At 63.2% G+C, this 16,882-nt stretch carries 19 protein-coding genes; 8 read left to right on the top strand and 11 right to left on the bottom strand.

Going from position 1 to position 16,882, the window contains the following annotated elements:
* Positions 1–75: 75 nt before the first annotated feature.
* The 7 genes from AC6R19_RS07525 to AC6R19_RS07495 all read right to left on the bottom strand — a co-directional run bounded on the left by AC6R19_RS07525 (position 76) and on the right by AC6R19_RS07495 (position 5,041).
* Positions 76–858 (bottom strand): TrmH family RNA methyltransferase, encoded by a 783-nt coding sequence (locus AC6R19_RS07525; protein ID WP_500579178.1) that lies wholly within the window; start codon positions 856–858, stop codon positions 76–78.
* Between the two features lie 34 nt (positions 859–892).
* Positions 893–1,753, bottom strand: coding sequence for a Rossmann-like and DUF2520 domain-containing protein (locus AC6R19_RS07520; protein ID WP_500579177.1), 861 nt, complete (start codon positions 1,751–1,753; stop codon positions 893–895).
* Positions 1,754–1,755: 2 nt separating this feature from the next.
* A complete protein-coding gene (locus AC6R19_RS07515; RefSeq protein ID WP_500579176.1) occupies positions 1,756–2,514 on the bottom strand; it encodes a pyridoxine 5'-phosphate synthase in 759 nt (252 codons plus the stop codon).
* Positions 2,515–2,517: 3 nt separating this feature from the next.
* The gene (locus tag AC6R19_RS07510; RefSeq protein ID WP_500579175.1) at positions 2,518–3,096 is read right to left on the bottom strand and encodes a peptidylprolyl isomerase; all 579 of its coding nucleotides are present in this window, start codon (positions 3,094–3,096) and stop codon (positions 2,518–2,520) included.
* A gap of 151 nt (positions 3,097–3,247) precedes the next feature.
* On the bottom strand, positions 3,248–3,928 hold the full coding sequence (locus tag AC6R19_RS07505) for a TIGR04211 family SH3 domain-containing protein (protein ID WP_500579174.1): 681 nt from the start codon (positions 3,926–3,928) through the stop codon (positions 3,248–3,250).
* Positions 3,929–3,954: 26 nt separating this feature from the next.
* Complete coding sequence (locus AC6R19_RS07500) at positions 3,955–4,254, bottom strand: YciI family protein (protein ID WP_500579173.1); 300 nt, start codon at positions 4,252–4,254, stop codon at positions 3,955–3,957.
* Positions 4,255–4,297: 43 nt separating this feature from the next.
* Positions 4,298–5,041: a VC0807 family protein gene (locus AC6R19_RS07495; RefSeq protein ID WP_500579172.1), complete on the bottom strand. Its 744-nt coding sequence runs from the start codon at positions 5,039–5,041 to the stop codon at positions 4,298–4,300.
* A 252-nt stretch (positions 5,042–5,293) separates the two neighbouring features.
* On the opposite strand from AC6R19_RS07495, the gene AC6R19_RS07490 reads away from it, so the two are divergent.
* The 5 genes from AC6R19_RS07490 (at position 5,294) to rluB (ending at position 9,926) form a co-directional block, all read left to right on the top strand.
* Positions 5,294–6,181, top strand: a complete 888-nt coding sequence (locus tag AC6R19_RS07490) for a PHP domain-containing protein (protein ID WP_500579171.1) — start codon at positions 5,294–5,296, stop codon at positions 6,179–6,181.
* A 128-nt stretch (positions 6,182–6,309) separates the two neighbouring features.
* On the top strand, positions 6,310–6,933 hold the full coding sequence (locus AC6R19_RS07485) for an L-threonylcarbamoyladenylate synthase (protein ID WP_500579170.1): 624 nt from the start codon (positions 6,310–6,312) through the stop codon (positions 6,931–6,933).
* 95 nt (positions 6,934–7,028) lie between these two features.
* Complete coding sequence (locus tag AC6R19_RS07480) at positions 7,029–7,982, top strand: segregation and condensation protein A (RefSeq protein ID WP_500579169.1); 954 nt, start codon at positions 7,029–7,031, stop codon at positions 7,980–7,982.
* Positions 7,983–8,046: 64 nt separating this feature from the next.
* The gene (gene scpB, locus AC6R19_RS07475; RefSeq protein ID WP_500579168.1) at positions 8,047–9,072 is read left to right on the top strand and encodes an SMC-Scp complex subunit ScpB; all 1,026 of its coding nucleotides are present in this window, start codon (positions 8,047–8,049) and stop codon (positions 9,070–9,072) included.
* Positions 9,069–9,926 carry a 23S rRNA pseudouridine(2605) synthase RluB gene (gene rluB, locus AC6R19_RS07470; RefSeq protein WP_500579167.1) on the top strand — a complete coding sequence of 286 codons (858 nt, stop codon included), beginning with the start codon at positions 9,069–9,071 and terminating at the stop codon, positions 9,924–9,926. Before scpB ends, rluB begins: the two co-directional genes overlap by 4 nt.
* 74 nt (positions 9,927–10,000) lie before the next feature.
* On the opposite strand, the gene AC6R19_RS07465 is transcribed toward rluB, so the two are convergent.
* The 3 genes from AC6R19_RS07465 to AC6R19_RS07455 form a co-directional block, all read right to left on the bottom strand.
* The gene (locus AC6R19_RS07465; protein WP_500579166.1) at positions 10,001–10,681 is read right to left on the bottom strand and encodes an SRPBCC family protein; all 681 of its coding nucleotides are present in this window, start codon (positions 10,679–10,681) and stop codon (positions 10,001–10,003) included.
* Between the two features lie 97 nt (positions 10,682–10,778).
* Positions 10,779–12,152 carry an ATP-binding protein gene (locus tag AC6R19_RS07460; RefSeq protein ID WP_500579165.1) on the bottom strand — a complete coding sequence of 458 codons (1,374 nt, stop codon included), beginning with the start codon at positions 12,150–12,152 and terminating at the stop codon, positions 10,779–10,781.
* On the bottom strand, positions 12,152–12,886 hold the full coding sequence (locus AC6R19_RS07455; RefSeq protein ID WP_500579164.1) for a response regulator: 735 nt from the start codon (positions 12,884–12,886) through the stop codon (positions 12,152–12,154). Before AC6R19_RS07455 ends, AC6R19_RS07460 begins: the two co-directional genes overlap by 1 nt.
* A gap of 168 nt (positions 12,887–13,054) precedes the next feature.
* Here AC6R19_RS07455 and AC6R19_RS07450 point away from each other — a divergent pair, with 168 nt between their 5' ends.
* The 3 genes from AC6R19_RS07450 to AC6R19_RS07440 all read left to right on the top strand — a co-directional run bounded on the left by AC6R19_RS07450 (position 13,055) and on the right by AC6R19_RS07440 (position 14,773).
* A complete protein-coding gene (locus AC6R19_RS07450; RefSeq protein WP_500579163.1) occupies positions 13,055–13,534 on the top strand; it encodes a Spy/CpxP family protein refolding chaperone in 480 nt (159 codons plus the stop codon).
* Between the two features lie 311 nt (positions 13,535–13,845).
* Positions 13,846–14,397, top strand: a complete 552-nt coding sequence (locus AC6R19_RS07445; RefSeq protein WP_500579162.1) for a flavodoxin — start codon at positions 13,846–13,848, stop codon at positions 14,395–14,397.
* Positions 14,390–14,773: a hypothetical protein gene (locus AC6R19_RS07440; RefSeq protein WP_500579161.1), complete on the top strand. Its 384-nt coding sequence runs from the start codon at positions 14,390–14,392 to the stop codon at positions 14,771–14,773. The genes AC6R19_RS07445 and AC6R19_RS07440 overlap by 8 nt, the downstream gene beginning before the upstream one ends.
* A 60-nt stretch (positions 14,774–14,833) precedes the next feature.
* On the opposite strand, the gene AC6R19_RS07435 is transcribed toward AC6R19_RS07440, so the two are convergent.
* Positions 14,834–16,819: a prolyl oligopeptidase family serine peptidase gene (locus AC6R19_RS07435; RefSeq protein WP_500579160.1), complete on the bottom strand. Its 1,986-nt coding sequence runs from the start codon at positions 16,817–16,819 to the stop codon at positions 14,834–14,836.
* Between the last annotated feature and the right edge of the window lie 63 nt (positions 16,820–16,882).

Here is a 16,882-nt window from a genome sequence, read left to right as displayed (position 1 = left end):
TCAGTTTCAGTCTAGACGAGGGACAGTTCGCAGTGCCAGTGAAGGAATTCGGTGCCGGCTCGGGACGGCGGGGCTTTACCGTTGATGCCTGAAGCTGATCAGGGCTGCGGTGACGGCGACATTCAGGCTTTCGACATTGTTGTGCATCGGGATGCGCAGCTTGTGTGTGCACAGTTCGGCGACGTCATCGCTGACACCGCGGGTTTCGTTGCCGAGCACAAAAATCGTGGGCGCATCTCCCTCCAGTTCCGACAGTGTCATCCGCGCGTGGGAGGAGAGACCGCAGATGCGCGCGCCCTGCTGCCTGAATTCCGCCAGTGCCGGGGCGAGTTTTTCGCAGCGCAACAGGCGCATTTTGAACAGGGTGCCGGTGCTGGCCTTGATCACCAGTGGATCTATCTGCGCGCAGCCCTTGCGCGGCAGAATGATTCCGTCCATGCCGCCGGCACAGGCGGAGCGGATGATCATGCCCAGGTTCTGCGGGTTGGTGATGCCGTCGAGGGCGAGCAGTTCGTACTTTTTCCCGCCCTCGGACAGGAAGGCATCGGTGGTGCCGTAGTGGGGCAGGGCCAGGTCCAGGGCGACGCCCTGGTCCTGGCGGGCATTCTTGGAGATCCGCGACAGCCCCTTGCGATCCCAGCGGGCAATTTCTATCTGCCGCTCGGTGGCCAATTGCTCGATGCGCGCGATCAGCTGGTCGCGGCGGTTGCTGTCGGCGAGGTGCAGCTTGTGCACCGGCAGCGACAGGTCCTCCAGTGCCTCGAGCACGGGTTTGCGACCGTAGATGGTCAGCAGGCTGTCGTAGAAAGCGCGCTTTCGCAGGTACTCTTTTGAATCTTGGGGAGAGCCCTCAGCCATATTTAGGAGTCCTCAACCATTATTTGACAGTCTTTCAAGTTGGCTCGCTCAGCAATTCGGCCAGTCGGGCCGCGGCCTCCTCCGGCAGCGGGCCGCGCCGGGCCAACTCTACACAGGCCAGGCCCAGTTGGCGATAGCAGCGCGCGAGTTGCGCATCGTTTTTTTGCAACGCAGCAAGCTGCGCGGTAACCGTTTCCAGGTCGCCGCGGGCGATGGGGCCGGTCAGGGATTTTTCCGGGCCCAGCTGCATATTGTTTTCCGCCGTCTGCAAGACGATGGGTTTCAGCAGTTTCAGGGCCTGCTGCCTGTCGATGCCCGCCGCGGAAAAAGTGCGCAGGCTGAGGTCCATCAGTGCGGTGAGATAGTTGCAGGCAAACACAGATCCGGCGTGGTAGAGGTGTTTGTTTTCCGCTGCTATGGTGAGGGTTTCGCAGCCGATTGCGGAAAAGGCATGCTGCAATAATTCGACCGCGCTTTCATCTCCCTCCAGGGCGACACTGCTGCCGGCAAGAGTCTGCAAGGACAGCCCGGGGTCGGCAAAGCTGTGCACCGGATGGGCGCTGGCGATGGCGGCCGGCCGGCAGGGGGAGAGTATTTCCGAACTGAGGGCGCCACTGCAGTGGAAGACGATATTGCCCTCCGCCAGTCGCGGGGCCAACTTTCTGGCGAGTGGTGCTATCTGCCCGTCACCGCTGGCGATCAGCCAGCAGTCGGCGTCCTTCATGGCCTCGATTCCGGGGCAGGCGCTTCCCGCGCCGATGAAATCGACTGCGGCTTCGGCGCTCTGCGGTGTGCGGCTGCAAATTGATTGGACCCGGAAAAAGCCCCGTTGCTGCCAGAGGTGCGCGAGAGTCTTTCCCAGTTTGCCGGCGCCAACAATATTGAGGGTCCGCATAATCAATTGCCGCTAAGGCAATTGAGATAGGCGGTCACTGCGTTGTCCAGCCCCATACTGATTGCGTCCACGGTCAGGGCGTGGCCGATGGAGACCTCCTGCAGGCCGGGCAGGGTGCGGTAGCGGGGCAGGTTGATCAGGTTCAGGTCGTGGCCCGCATTGACGCCGAGGCCAAGCTGGCGCGCGTGTTCGGCGGCGGCACAATGGGCGGCAAAAATGGATTCCACTGCATCGCTCTGCCGGCTCACCGCTTCCGCATAGGGCCCCGTATAGAGTTCGATGCGGTCGGCGCCGACTTCTTTTGCGAGTCCGATCTGCTCCAGGTCCGGATCCATAAACAGACTGACGCGGATATCGGCATCCCTGAGTCTGCTGATCAGCGGTTCCAGTCGCGCGCCGTCGCGCTTCAGGTCGAAGCCGTGATCGGAAGTGAGCTGGTCGTTGCTGTCCGGCACCAGGGTGCACTGGTCAGGCCGGGTTTCCAGCACCAGTGGCATCAGGCCCGGGTAATCTGCCAGCGGCTCGGCGAAGGGGTTGCCCTCCACATTGAACTCCACACCCTCGCGGCCCCTGCACAGTTCGGCCAGGTCGCGCACGTCGCCGGGGCGGATATGGCGTTGGTCCGGGCGCGGGTGCACGGTGAGCCCCTGGGCGCCCGCGTCCAGGCAGATGCGGCCGTGGGCGACCACGTCCGGGTAATTGCCTTCGCGGGAGTTGCGGATCAGGGCGATTTTGTTGAGGTTTACGCTGAGGGCTATCACCGCTTATTCTCCCTGGTTTTTGCCGGCATCGCTGTCGATGCGCTTTGCCTCGAGGATACGCACCGGCGCATTGGGTGCATTTGGAAATGCGCGGTAGAGGCCGCGGGGTTCCGTCAGTATCTTGTCCACCACGTCCATGCCTTCGGTCACCTTGCCGAAGACGGTATAGCCGGGTTTGTCTTCTTGCGCGTCCAGGTGATCGTTGTGTTTCAGGTTGATAAAGAACTGTGAGGTGGCACTATCAGGATCGCTCTTGCGGGCCATGGCGAGGGTGCCGCGCAGGTTTTCCAGGCCGTTGGCGGATTCGTTGGCCACCGGCTCGCGGGTTTCCTTCAACTGGAAGTCGAAGGTGTGGCCGCCGGTCTGGACCATGAAGCCGGGGATCACCCGGTGGAAAATCACCCCGTTGTAGAAGCCGCTGTCGAGATAGGCGAGGAAGTTCTCCACCGTGGCCGGAGCCTTGTCCTGGAAAAGTTCCACTCGAATAGTGCCCAGGTCTGTCTTCAGCTCGACCTTCGGATTGTCGGCCAGTGCCGGCAGGGCGAGCAGGCAGGTTAAAAAAAGTGTGATTAAGTTGCGCATCGTCCTTGTCTCTTTGTTTGTTGGGGGGCGCTGCGCTCACCCCAACCTACATTCTTTCTGTAGGAGCCTGCTTGCAGGCGAAAAGAGAGCTACTCCGTAGCTGTTCGCCTGCAAGCAGGCTCCTACATCACAATTCTGCGAGTCCCGAAAATCAGTTGGCCCACTCCGAGCGGCGACGGCGGGGCCGGAAATGCGGGGCGATCATGGCGAGGATAGCACCCAGGCCCACGGACAGGGCGCCGTACATATACCACTTCTGGGTTTCGCTGCCGGACAGGCGCTGTATCTCCGCCTCCGCCATCATCTGCTCCTGCTTTAGCAGTTCGTGCTGGTGCAGCAGCTTCTGGTGGCGCTGGTTGAGGCTCACTGCATCGGCGGACAGGGCTTTCAGTTCCTTCAGCTCTTTGGCCAGCTGCTGGGACTTTTCCTGTTCGGCGGTCAGGGCGGTGCTCAGCTTCTGGTTTTCCTCCTCCAGGCGACGCACTTCACCGCCCAGGTCCATTGCCTCGAAGCGGGCCAGGTCGGCCTCCGCCTTCTTCAGCTTGATCTCCGCCACCGGTTCGGACACCAGGTACTGGCGGCGCACCCAGCCTTCCTCGCCGCCAGGGGTGCGCACCCGCGCCCAGCCGTCGTCGGGGGCGTCTTCCAGCAGGGCCAGTTTGGTACCGCTGGGCAGGCCGCGGTGCAGTATACGGAATTCGTTGCCCTTGCCCGAACGCATGGGCACGTGCAGCTGGTCGGTGATATAGCGGGTGTCTGCGCCCAGGGCGCTGGCAGGTGTGCTTACGGCGATCAGGGCGGCGGCCGCGAGACCGGTCAGTTGTTTCATCATTGTGATACAGCTTTTCTTATATCGATTTACGGAAGGACGTGCTTGAACGGTTTTACCGTCACTGAGGCATAGACACCGGCATCCATATAGGGATCCGCGTCCGCCCAGGCTTTGGCCTCTTCCAGTGAGGAAAATTCCGCGACCACCAGACTGCCGGTAAAACCGGCGTCGCCGGGATCCTCGCTGTCGATGGCGGGGAGGGGGCCCGCGATCAGAAGCCGGCCCTCGTCCTTCAGGCGGTTGAGGCGGGCCAGGTGATCGGGGCGCGCGCCCTTGCGCAGCGGCAGGCTGTCTTTGACATCTTCGCTGATGATTGCGTACCACATGTGTAATTTATGCTCTTATCGGTGTTGTCGGTGTTCGATGAATTTATTGCTGGACCACGATCTCTTCGAGCTTCAGGCCGGTCAGGCTGCCGATGCGGCGGAACAGGAAGAAGAGCACCAGCATCAGGATAATGGTCGCCGGCAGGGCGATTACCGGGAAGCTGAGTGCGGTCATCTTGCCCAGTTCCTCGTTGAACGCCTCGGTACCGGGTGGGCTCTGAAGCAGTACCTCGGCGAGGATGTAGTTCAATGCCGAGGACAGGAAGAAGGAGCCGGCGATCATCCAGGAGGCCTGCTGCAGGGTGCGCTCAAAGGCGCTCTCATTGCCCTTGCCCGCCAGGGCCCGGGCAATCTTGCCGGTATCCAGGATCCTATCGTTGTAGAGGAGCGTCTTCACCAGTGGCCAGCGGGTATAGAGGGATGCCACGGTGGCTATGCCCAGAAGGCCCGGAATGGCCGCCTCCTTGATGGCGATATATTTGGCGTCCAGTTCCAGCAGGCTGATGCCGCCGGTCAGCAGGATACTGATCACGCCCAGGGCGGAGAAGAAGTTGACCTTGCCGGACCGTATCAGGTCGCGCAGGCCGTAGCCCAGCGGGAAGGCCAGCGCGACCACAATCGCCCACTTGGTGCCCAGCCAGTCGTCGCCGGACAGCTTGGTCAGGATCAGTGTGGGTATGACGATATTGAGCAGCAGGTTTCCGAGAAGCCCCTCTTTTTTCGGCTGAGGGCTCTCCTCCTTTTTCGGTTGCTCGGTCACTTCGGTGGTCGGGTTGGTTTCGGTCATGCCTGGTTCCGGTGATAATGCCCGCGGGAAGTTTCTGCCGGGCCACTACCTGTACGACCCTAACATTCAAAATAGCTTCCCGGCTGACGGTGCCGCTGTCAGAATCCGGTCTCCCCGGGGTTCCGTACGGAAACCCTCAATGGGGCCTTATCCCTGGATCCGCCGGGCGCCCGTATGACAGCGGCGGCCGGCAATTGTTCAAAACCGGGTGTCACTACCCGATCGAGGATGAATCTGAGCGAGAGCCCTGCTTTGAAAGCCCTGCCACTGGATGCGGATACGGGTCTGGCGGACCTGCACTGCCACAGCACCGCATCGGACGGTATTTTAAGCCCTGCAGAACTGGTGTCGAGGGCAAAATCCCAGGGCGTGACCCTGTTGGCGCTCACCGACCACGATACCCTGGACGGCGTGGCCGAGGCGCGGGAAACCGGTGACCAATTGGGTGTGACCGTTCTTCCGGGCATCGAACTTTCCAGCCGCTGGGGCAAGCGCCCCTTACATATTGTCGGCCTCAACCTCGACCCGGCGTCCACGGACCTGCAGGCGGCGATAGCATTGCGGGATCGGCTGCGGGGGGAGCGCGCCGGGCGGATCGCCGAGCGGCTGGAAAAGCGCGGTTTCGGCAGTGCCCTTGAAGGTGCCCGGGCGCTGGCCGGCGACGGTGTTATCGGCCGCCCGCACTTCGCCCGCTGGCTGGTGCAGCAGGGCCGCGTGGAAGATGAGGCGCAGGCCTTCAAACGCTACCTGGGTGCCGGCAAGGTGGGGGATGTGAAGGTGGACTGGCCGCAGCTGGACGAAACCGTCGCCAGCATCCGCGCCGCCGGCGGCACAGCTGTGCTGGCCCATCCTCTCAAGTACAGTCTCACCCGTACTCTGCTGCGCCGCCTGCTGTGCGACTTTGTGCAGTCCGGCGGCGGGGCGGTGGAGCTGCTGTGTGGCCGCCAGAACCCGGTGCAGACCCGCGAACTGCGCCAGCTGATGGACTCGGTGGCGGCGGAATTGCAGCGCCCGAGCCTGCACTGCTCGGTCGGCAGCGACTTCCACCAGCCCGGGCAGCCCTGGCGCGAACTGGGCTGTGCGCGCCTGCCGGAGGACGTCGAGCCGGTTTGGAATCTGTGGGCAAAACTGCGCGCTTAGCGAGCACTGCTCGCTGCGCAGTTTTGCGACCGGCCATGGATGGCCGGGCCGGCGGCAGCTCCATGGATGGCTGCTTGGCACGGAGCATTTGTGGCACACTAGCCGAAATTGATATTAGGGGGATACTTGTGGCGCAGTTTTTCCAGATTCACCCGGATAATCCTCAGGGGCGGCTGATCAGTCAGGCGGCGGATATCGTCGCCGCCGGTGGCGTGATCGTCTTTCCCACCGACTCCGCCTACGCCGTCGGCTGCCGCCTGGGCGAGAAGCTGGCGGTGGAGCGCATTCGCGCCCTGCGCCAGCTGGACAAGCAGCACAACTTCACCCTGATGTGTCGTGATCTGTCGGAACTGGCGAGTTACGCCAAGGTGGACAACCAGATGTTCCGCCTGCTCAAGAACCACACCCCGGGTCCCTACACTTTCATCATGCCCGCCACCGCCGAGGTGCCGCGGCGCCTGGTGCATCCGAAGCGCAAGACCATCGGCCTGCGGGTGCCGGACAACGCCATTGTGCTGGCGCTGATCGAGGCCCTGGGCGAACCGCTGATGAGCTGCAGCCTGATCTTGCCCGGCGACGAGCAGCCGCTGACCGACCCCTACGATATCCGCGACACCCTGGAGCATCAGGTGGAACTGGTGATCGACGGCGGCTTCTGCGGCCTCGAGGCCACGACAGTGGTGGACCTGACTGGCGACGAGCCGGAGCTGGTCCGCCAGGGCTGCGGTCCCATTGACGAAATCATGGGCTGACAGGCCCGGCACTGACCTGGAGTCACGGATCCAGGTCTTATGTATAATCGCGCGTTTGCCCCTCTGGGGCTGGTGAAAAACGAGGGGCGGGCAGAGTGGCCACTGAAGAACTACTAGCCGAGGCTGAGGAGCAGGTACTTGCCGAAGTGGCCGCTGCCGAGGCCGAAGCGGCTTCCGAAGAGCCCGCTGCCGGTCAGTCCCCGCGCCAGGGGGAGATGCCCTTTGCAATGGTGCAAGGGCAGGCCTACACGCAACTGCCCGCCGACCTCTATATCCCGCCGGATGCGCTGGAAGTGATCCTGGAGGCCTTCGAGGGGCCCCTGGACCTGCTGCTGTACCTGATCCGCCGGCAGAACCTGGATATCCTCGAGATCAATGTCGCCGACATCACCCGCCAGTACATGGTCTATGTGGAGATGATGACGGCCATGCGCTTCGAGCTGGCGGCGGAATACCTGGTCATGGCAGCGATGCTGGCGGAGATCAAGTCGCGCATGCTGCTGCCGCGCCCGCCCCAGGAGGAGGAAGAGGAGGGCGAGGACCCCCGCGCGGCCCTGATCCGCCGCCTGCAGGAGTACGAGCGCTTCAAGACCGCCGCCGAGGATATCGACGAGATACCCCGCATGGGCCGCGATATCCACCAGGCCAGCGCCCAGGCCCCGGACCGCAGCATCACCCGCCCGGACCCCGACGTGGACCTGAAGGAAGTGCTGCTGGCCCTGGCCGATGTGCTGAGGCGCGCGGACATGTTCGAGAGCCACCAGGTGGAGCGGGAGAAACTGTCCACCCGCGAGCGCATGACCCAGGTGCTGGACAGGATTCGCCACCGCCAGTTCGTGCCCTTCGTCAGCCTGTTTACCGTGGAGGAGGGGCGCCTGGGCGTGGTAGTCACTTTTCTGGCGGTGATGGAACTGGTGAAAGAATCCCTGGTGGAACTGGTGCAGAACGAGGCCTTCGGCCCGATTCACGTGCGCGCCGCGGGGCAGGGCGGGGAAGCCGCCGAAGAGCCGGAAGGCGAGACAGAAGCCGAGTTGGCCTCCATTATGTAGGAGCGGCCCATGGCCGCTCCTACAACAAGAGAATTTTCAGAATTCCAAGGTTAGAAGTTAGAAGATGACAATCGCTCCGGAATTACTGCGCCGCATCGTCGAGGGCGCGCTGCTTGCGGCGGGGCAACCGCTGTCGGAAGACAGGCTGCTGTCGCTGATCGACGAGGGCGAGCGCCCGGAAAAGGCGGAACTGAAGACCGTCCTGGAAGAGATCGCCGAAAACTGCAGCGAGCGCGGCTTCGAACTGAAGCAGGTGGCCAGCGGCTGGCGCTTCCAGGTGCCCGAGGACCTGGCGCCCTGGGTCAACCGCCTGTGGGAGGAAAAGCCGCAGAAATACTCTCGCGCGATCCTGGAAACGCTGGCGATCATTGCCTACCGCCAGCCCATCACCCGCGGCGATATTGAGGAGATCCGCGGCGTGGCGGTCAGTTCCCATATCGTCAAGACGCTGTCCGAGCGCGGCTGGATCAAGGTGGTGGGCCAGCGGGATGTGCCGGGCAAGCCCTCCCTCTACGCGACCACCAAGGAATTCCTCGACTACTTCAACCTGAGCACACTGAACGACCTGCCGACCCTGGCGGAAATCCGCGATATCGACAGCCTGAACCAGGCGCTGGACCTTGGCCAGCAGGACGGCGGTGAAACCGGGTTGGCCGAAGGCATCGATGGCGAGGCGGAAGCCGGCGAGCCGACGGCGGAATCGGCAGATGCGGACGCCGCCGGGGCGGAGGAGGGCGAAGAGGCTTCTGTCGAACAGGACTCTTCGGAAGAGGCCGCCGAGGCCGAGGATGAATTCTCCGAGCCGCAAGAATCGGATGGCGATGCGGAAGAAGAGACCGCCTTCACTGCCAGTGAGGGCGAATCCCCCGAAATTGTTGTCAGCGGCGAAGTGAGCGGGGCCTCCCTGTCCGCGGAGCTGCCGCCGAGCAGCCTGTTTGCCGACGGCGGTGAATCCGAAATACCCGCCGAAGAGTCGGGCACCGAACCGGCGGAAAATAATGTCGAGATCGCAGAAACCGAATTTCCCGGAGGCGAGAACACCGACGAGGAAACCCGGGAAGAACCGCAAGCGGAAAACACCATCCTATGAGTGACGGCACTTCGCCTGCGGGCGAAAAACTGCAGAAAGTACTGGCGCGCACCGGCCTGGGCTCGCGGCGCGAGATGGAGCGCGCGATAGAGGCCGGCCGGGTGACCGTGAACGGCGTGGTGGCGGAGCTGGGCGAGCGGGTGACCGAAGAGGACCGCATAGAGTTCGACGGCCGCCGCCTGCCGACGACCGAAGAGAACCGCTGCCGGGTGATCCTGTACAACAAGCCGGTGGGTGAGATCTGCTCCCGCCACGACCCCGAGGGCCGCCCGACCGTCTACGACCGCCTGCCGAGCCTGAAATCCGGGCGCTGGATTTCCGTGGGCCGCCTGGACTTCAACACCAGCGGCCTGCTGCTGTTCACCAACAGCGGCGAACTGGCCAACAAGCTGATGCACCCTTCGTCGGTGATCGACCGGGAATACCTGGTGCGCATCCAGGGCCAGGTGGACGACGAGATGAAGAAGCGCCTGCTCACCGGCGTACTGCTGGAAGACGGCGCGGCGCGCTTTACCGATATCGTCGAGAGCGGCGGCGAGGGCAACAATCGCTGGTTCTACTGCGTGGTGATGGAGGGGCGCAACCGCGAGGTGCGGCGCCTGTGGGAGTCCCAGGGCGTGCGCGTCAGCCGCCTGAAGCGGGTGCGCTACGGCAGCGTGTTTATTCCGTCACACGTGCGCGTCGGCCAGTGGATAGAGATGGAGCCGCGGGAAATCGATGATCTCTGTGTGACCGCCGGCCTGCCGAAGCTGGGCCAGCGCCCTCTGACCCAGAGTGAAAAGCAGAACCTGCAGCGCCAGCGGCGCAAGCTGCGCAAGCCCCCGGCGCCACGCCGGGGCAAATCTCCGAAATAGGCGTAGGTTGGGGTGAGCCTGGCGAACCCCAACGACTCCGGCGAGGCGTTGGGCTTCGCTGCGCTCAGCCCAACCTACTGATCCTCCTCGACGGGCTCCTCACCCTCCTCCTCAAGGATCTCGACTTCCGTATCCGACTCCATATCCTCCGGATCCGCACCCATGGTGTCGTCCACGTCCGGCGGCAGCTCGGTGTCCGTGCCGTTGTCGATTTCCTCCGCCGGCGGTGGCGTCGTCTCGGACTCCACCAGGTTTTTCAGTTTGTCGAGCCCCTGTTCATAGGATTCGACCACCATCCGCTTCACCAGCAGGCCCATCCAGCGGGCGATGGGGCCGCCGCCCATATCGGTGCTGAACTGCCAGGTGACATTGGTACCGCTGCCCTGGGCCTGCAGGCGGAATTCCGCCGTGGCGTCCCCCTGTTCGCCGAAGTCCAGCTCGGTGCGCACCAGGGAATAGGGTTCGCTGGCGGTGATCGTCTGGCTGCCGCTGCCCACATTGGGATTGTCACTGCTCCAGCGCATCACCGCGCCCACGCCCTCGTCCGGGCCGCTGTATTCGTATTGGGTATTGGGATCCAGCTGATACCAGGGCGACCAGCTGTTGAAGTTGCGGAAGTTGTTGACGTAGGGAAAGACTGCCTGCGGCGGCTTGGCGATGTAGACGCTGCGTTCGAGTGCCACTTCCCGCGGAAACAGGAAGCCGGCGAGTACCAGCAGTGCCAGGAAAACCAGAATATAGAGTATCCAGCGCATAGCGGAGCCCTTTCGTTATTGATGGGTGGCTCAAACCGCAGCCGTCGGCCAATGATCAGGGATCGATAGGTATTTATCAATGATCGGGCGGGGACCGCTACTCGCCGATCGCGAGCAGCGGCAGCCGGATCTCCACGCAAAGGCCGGCATCGCGCGCGTTACCGGCTTGGACGCTGCCGCCGTGGTGGAGAATGGTGCGCTGGGCAATGGCCAGGCCGAGGCCGAAGCCGCCGCTTTCGCGGGTGCGGGCGCTGTCGGTGCGGTAGAAAGGGCGGAAGATCGCTTCGAGTTCGCCTTCGGGAACGCCACTGCCGGAGTCGATCACCCGAATCCGGCACTGCTCGCCCAGTTCGTCGATGGCGATACCCACGCGGCCACCAAACGGGCTGTATTTGATGCCATTGCGCAGGATATTTTCCAGCGCCGCCGTCAGTGAGCTGCCGCGGGTGGCGACCAGCAGCTCCCCGCCGCTGGAGGCCAGGTCGAATCGCAGGTTCTTTTCCTGCGCCTCGCCTTTGAGATCCTCGAGCAGCGCCTCCACCAGGCCGTTGATTTCCACCACGTCGTCCAGAGGCCTCTGGTCCTGGCCGGCGACCGGCAGGGACAGCACATCGGCGATGATGTCCTCCAGGTAGTCGGCGGCCTTGCCGATCTTGTCCAGCTCCGCGTCCAGGGCTTTGACATTCTTCTGCCGCGCTATGCCGAGTGCCACCTGCAGTCGCGCCAGCGGCGAGCGCAGCTCGTGGGACACGTCCTTGATCAGGCGGCGCTGTTCCGCCATGGATTCCTGCAGCTGTGCGGTCATGGAATCGAAATCCCGCGCAAGGTCCGCCAGTTCGTCGCCGCGGCTGTGCAGGCCGGGGGCCACCCGGTAGTCCAGTTCCCCGGCGGCCACGCGGCGGGTGGCGGCGCGCAGCTGGTCCAGGGGGCGGCTCAGGTAGCGCGCCAGCCAGTAGCAGGCGGCGCCGGAGGCGAGCATGGAGAGCAACAGGATCGGCCAGAAGTTGCGCCACAGGAAGCGCAGCAACAGCCCCTCTTTGCTGTGCCCGGCAGAGATGGCGACCCGCAGGCTGTCGCCGCCGCGCAGTGGCAGGAAGAAGCCCACGGTGGGCTTCTTGTCCACCAGCAGGTGGAGCTCGCGATTGCGGAAGTTGAGGCCCTCGAACAGCGGCGCCATGTCCCGCGGCAGCGGCCGGCCGAGCAGTTCGCGGCCGTGCTGGTCGATGGCGAAGACCCGCTTTTGCACCGGTGGCGGCAGCCGCTCCAGCCAGTGCTGGAAGTGCTCCGGGCCGTGACGGCGGGCCCGGCGCATATTGCGCACCACCTCGCGGAAGAGTGCCGGTCCCTCCCAGCGCTCCTCGTGGCGCGGGTCGCCAAACTCGCCGAAGTGGGTGATGTAGATGGCCGCCACCACCATCACCATGGCGGTGATCCAGGCGCCGGCAAACATCTTCCAGAAGAGGCTGCGCATCAGCCGCCCTGGCTCTGCGTCAGCATATAGCCGGCGCCGCGGATATTGATGATCAGGTCGCGGCTGGCGCCCTGTTCGGCGAGCTTCTTGCGGATATTGCTGACGTGTACATCGATGGACCTGTCGTAGGGCATCAGCTTGCGTCCCAGGGCCGTCTCGGTGAGCACCTCCTTGCTGACCACTTCGCCGGCGTGCTGCACCAGCACCTTGAGCACGGCGAATTCGGCGCCGGTCAGGGACAGCAGCCGGTCGTTCCAGTAGCCCTGGTGCTCCGAGGGCTGCAGGCGCAGGGAACCGCTGGAAAGGGTGCCGCTGGAGAGGGTGCCGCTGGAGAGGTCGTCCGGCTCCTCCGCCTCGACCCGCCCGCGGCGCAGCACTGCGCGCAGGCGCGCGGCCAGTTCGCGGGGATTGCAGGGCTTGGGCAGGTAGTCGTCGGCGCCCATTTCCAGGCCGACGATGCGGTCCACGGTATCGCCCCTGGCCGTCAGCATCAGCACCGGCAGCGAGCGGCTGGCGGGCCCGGCCTCCTCGCGCAACTTGCGCAGCAGGTTGAAGCCGTTGTAGACCGGCAGCATCACGTCCAGTACCAGCGCGTCGAAGTTGTGGCTCTGGGCCAGCTCCAGGCCGCGGCCGCCGTCGTTGGCCACGGTCACCTCGAAGCCCTCGCCGGTGAGATATTCCCGCAGGAGATCGGTCAGTTCTGTGTCGTCGTCGACCAGTAGGATACGGCTCATAGTCTGCTCTCGAATTGAGTGAGGCCATTATATGCAAAGCCCCGGCGCCGTTTGCGACGGTCTTCCGGGCCTTTAACCGTTCTTAACAAATGTTTACCGCGGTTTGCCCCCCTTTACACGGCGCGACCCTACTATGCAGCTACTGACACCAAACACGAGGAAGCGTCGATGAAAAACTGGAAAGCGATGGCGGGCAGCCTGGTACTGGCAGGCGCCCTGGCGATACCGGGAATGAGCCTGGCCTTCGGCGGCGGCGACTATCATCACCGGGGCCCGCACCATTTCAGGGGACATTTTTTTGAGCATATGGCCGAGGAGCTGGATCTGACCGAGGGCCAGAAGGCGCAACTCAAGGCCAACCGCGAGGCCACCAAGGAGGCGCGCAAGGCGCAGCGGCAGCAGATGCGCGATCTGCACAAGCAGCTGCGCGAGGCCATAGAGTCAGGTGCCGGCCAGGCCACCCTGGACAGCCTGGGCGCCGAACTGGGCAAGCTTCAGGTGGCCAGGATGCAGCAGATGCACAAGCAGCGCCAGCAGTTCGAGGCCATTCTCACCGACGAGCAGAAGGCCAAGCTGGAACAGCTGAAGGCCGAGCGCAAAGAGCACCGCAAGGAGCGCCACAAGCGCTGGCTCGACGACGAGCAGTAATCAATCATCATCTCCTGTGCGATCGATCGGGCAGCTTCCTACCCCAACGGCCCGAAAGATTCATAGTCCCTTGCCCCCGCATCGCGGGGGCTTTTTTGCTGTTGCTCCCCTCTCCTGCTTGCGGGGGAGGGGCTGGGGGAGGGGGCGCCCCTGGGCGAACACAAGATTCGCCCCTACAACCCCACCGACCACCGACCACCGACCACCGACCACCGACCGCCCTCAGCTTGCCGCACCCCGTCATTGCTGGGAGAATACGCCGCCGCTCAAACCAGAATATAGGGCCTGCATACAGGCGAAGAGGAGTGATTGTGAGCAAAATCGGCTTGTTTTACGGCAGCGACGAGGGTAACACCGAGGCGGTGGCCCTGCGCATCCGGGCCCGCCTGGGCGCGGAACGGGTGGATGTGCACGATATCGCCGACGTCACCCAGCTGGAGATCGCCGATTACGACCAGTTGATCTTCGGCATCCCCACCTGGGACTTCGGCCAGATACAGTCCGATTGGGAGGAGTTCTGGGAGGATGTGCAGGAGATAGACTTCGGCGGCAAGACGGTGGCCCTCTTCGGCCTGGGCGACCAGTTCGGCTACGGCGACTACTTCCTCGACGCCATGGGCATGCTGCACGACGTGATAGTCGCTAACGGTGCGACCATTATTGGCCACTGGCCCACTGAGGGTTACGAGTTCGAGGCCTCCAAGGCGGAGGTAGAGGGCGAGGGTATTTTCGTCGGCCTCGCCATCGACGAGGACCAGCAGGAAGAACTGACCGGCGAGCGCCTGAACCGCTGGTGCCGGCAGATCGCCGGGGAGTTTGGCCTCGAGGGCGGCGCCGACAGTGTGGAGCCGTTGGATGACTGATCGGCCTATGAAAAGCTCCCTCTCCTTCAAGGAATTCTGGCCCTGGCTGACCGAGCACCCCAACTGCATACTGCGCGCCGGCACCGCCGACTCCGTCGTCTACGATGACGACGACTACTACTGGCGCTTCAGCGAAGAGGATGTGCGCACCCTGCTGGTCCAGGTGATGCGCGGCAAGCGCCCGGTGGCGGAGCTGTTTATCGAGCCGGAGCACGTCACCTCGGTGCAGGTAACTCCCGGCGAAAAGGGCGAGTACAACTTCGACCTGGTCACCGAGATGCAGGGCCAGCCACAGGTGATCTACTACTTCGTGCTGACCCACGCCTTCGAGGAGTCGGAGCGCAACGGGCAGGGCGGGCACGGGCGGCTGCACTAGCGGTGAGTGATCGGTGGCGAGTGGCCGGTGATGTTTGCCCCGCGCCTCTCCCCGGTACACTCACCACTCACCACTTTCCCCTTCGGACTTTTCCGCAGCGCCGATGCCGATATGCCGGTCGAGAAAGCCGAGCAGCTCGGTGTACAGTCGCTCGTTGTTCTTCTCGCTGTAAAAGCCGTGCCCCTCGTTCGCCACTATCAGGGTTTTAACCGGCTTCTTTTCCTCTGCCAATTTATCAAGCAGCGCCTCGGCGTGCTCCACCGGCACCCGCTCATCCTGCTCTCCGTGGATGATGAACAGTGGCAAGTCGAGTTTGTCGGTGTTGTACAGCGGCGAGTGGGCGCGCAGGAAATTTTCGTCCCCGCTCAGTTCGCGCTGCAGGTAGGAGATGCCGCGGTCGCGGCGCTGGATATCGCCCTTCTCGTACATCATCTGCAGGTCGTAGACGCCGACGTAGCCGATGGCGCACTGGTATAGCTCGGGGTAGCGGATGGGGTTCATCAGCGCCGAGTAGCCGCCGAAACTGCCGCCGAAAATGCAGATGCGTTCTCTGTCTGCATGGCCCTGATTGATGGCCCACTCTACGGCCTCGGCGATATCCCGCTGGATTTTGTCGCCCCACTGGCGCCTGCCCGCGGCATAGAAACCATCGCCGTAGCCGGTGGAGCCGCGGAAATTGACCTGCAGCACCAGGTAGCCGTTCTGGGACAGGATCTGTGCCTGTCGGTCGTAGCCCCAGTAGTCGCGCGCATGGGGGCCGCCGTGGGGCATCACCACCATCGGCAGCTTTTCCGTCAGATTCCTTGGGAAGGTGAGGTAGACGCCGATACGCAGCCCATCCCCGGTGGTGAATGACTCGGCGCGCATGGGATTCATGTTTTGCGGGTCCAGCCACTCGGCGGAAGATAATATAAAGTCCACTTTCCGGGACTTCATATCCACCAGGAAATAGTCGCCGGGCAGGCGGTCCCCGTGGACTTTCAGGATGCCCTTGTCGCCGTTTTCGGTAAAGCTGGTAAATGAGATGCGGTAGCCGTCAAAGGCTTTTTTCAATCCGCGGAAAAAAGGCGCAAAGCCATCGCCCTCGTCGAAGAAGTGTTCCTCCGGGTAATCCGGGTGCAGGTAGACGCCCAGGGGCTTGTCGCTGACAGGGTGGCGAATAATGCCGTTGATATCGGTAAATTCGTGCTGGAACACCGGCGCATATTGGTCGCTGCCGGGCTGTAATCTAACAAGCTGCTCCGTTTGCCCCTTGCGGTCCAGGACCAGGTAGGCTTCACCGGTTTCCGGGTCGAAACCCACCGGCGTCCCGCGTTCCAGTACCGGGTCCTCGATCCGGCTCCAGCCCACTTTCTCTTTCCGGAAGAGCTGGTAGTCATCGTTGCGGTCGGTGCCATTGGCAAACAACAGGTTGCCATTGCCGTCGGTAAAGGCCCTCCCTCCCACCTGGGGCAGGCCGGCCACCTTGTCCCTGACGCCGGTATAAATGTTGATTCGGTAGACTTCGCCGTGGGTTTCCCAGTCATTCGCCCAGGGGTAGGTGGAGACCAGCACTTCCTTGTCGTTGTCCGGCAGCATGTCGATCAGGGTGGCGTGGGCGTAGGTGCTCTCCGCTTTCTTGATGCGCGAACCCGTCTGCTGCTCGCCAGCGGCCCAGCCGAAGATGTTTTTGCCTCTGGAGCCATCATAGTCGATGGCAAAGAGAGAACCGTAATTGACCGGCGCATCCAGGGCCGCCTTGCGGGAGATAACCTCGGCCACCACCCGCTCGTCATTCGCCCAGTAGAAATCGCCCACTTCCTCCTTGCCGCGAAAGCGCAAGTGACCGGTGATTTTCAGGGGGTTCAGGGACATGAATACCAGCATGTGCTCCCCCTCGTAGAGCTTGCGCACAGCGAGGTGGGTGCCCTTTGGGGAAATTTTTACCTGCTGGATGTTCGCGTGTTTGACCAGATCCTCTAGGGGAACCGGACTCTTGCAGAAGGCTGCGGTAGAGAAGAAGAGGAGAAGCGGAAAAGCGAGAGAGATCACTCGAGCGTGGTGCATAAAACGTCCCTGACTTGCTTTGTTTTTTTCCTTATTATGAAAAAGCGCATCCGCCGGGGCAAG

It is taken from the genome of Microbulbifer sp. SE14, from assembly GCF_059834885.1.
Note: the sequence above shows the minus strand (reverse complement) of the source record. Positions and strands in the feature narration are given on the sequence as shown.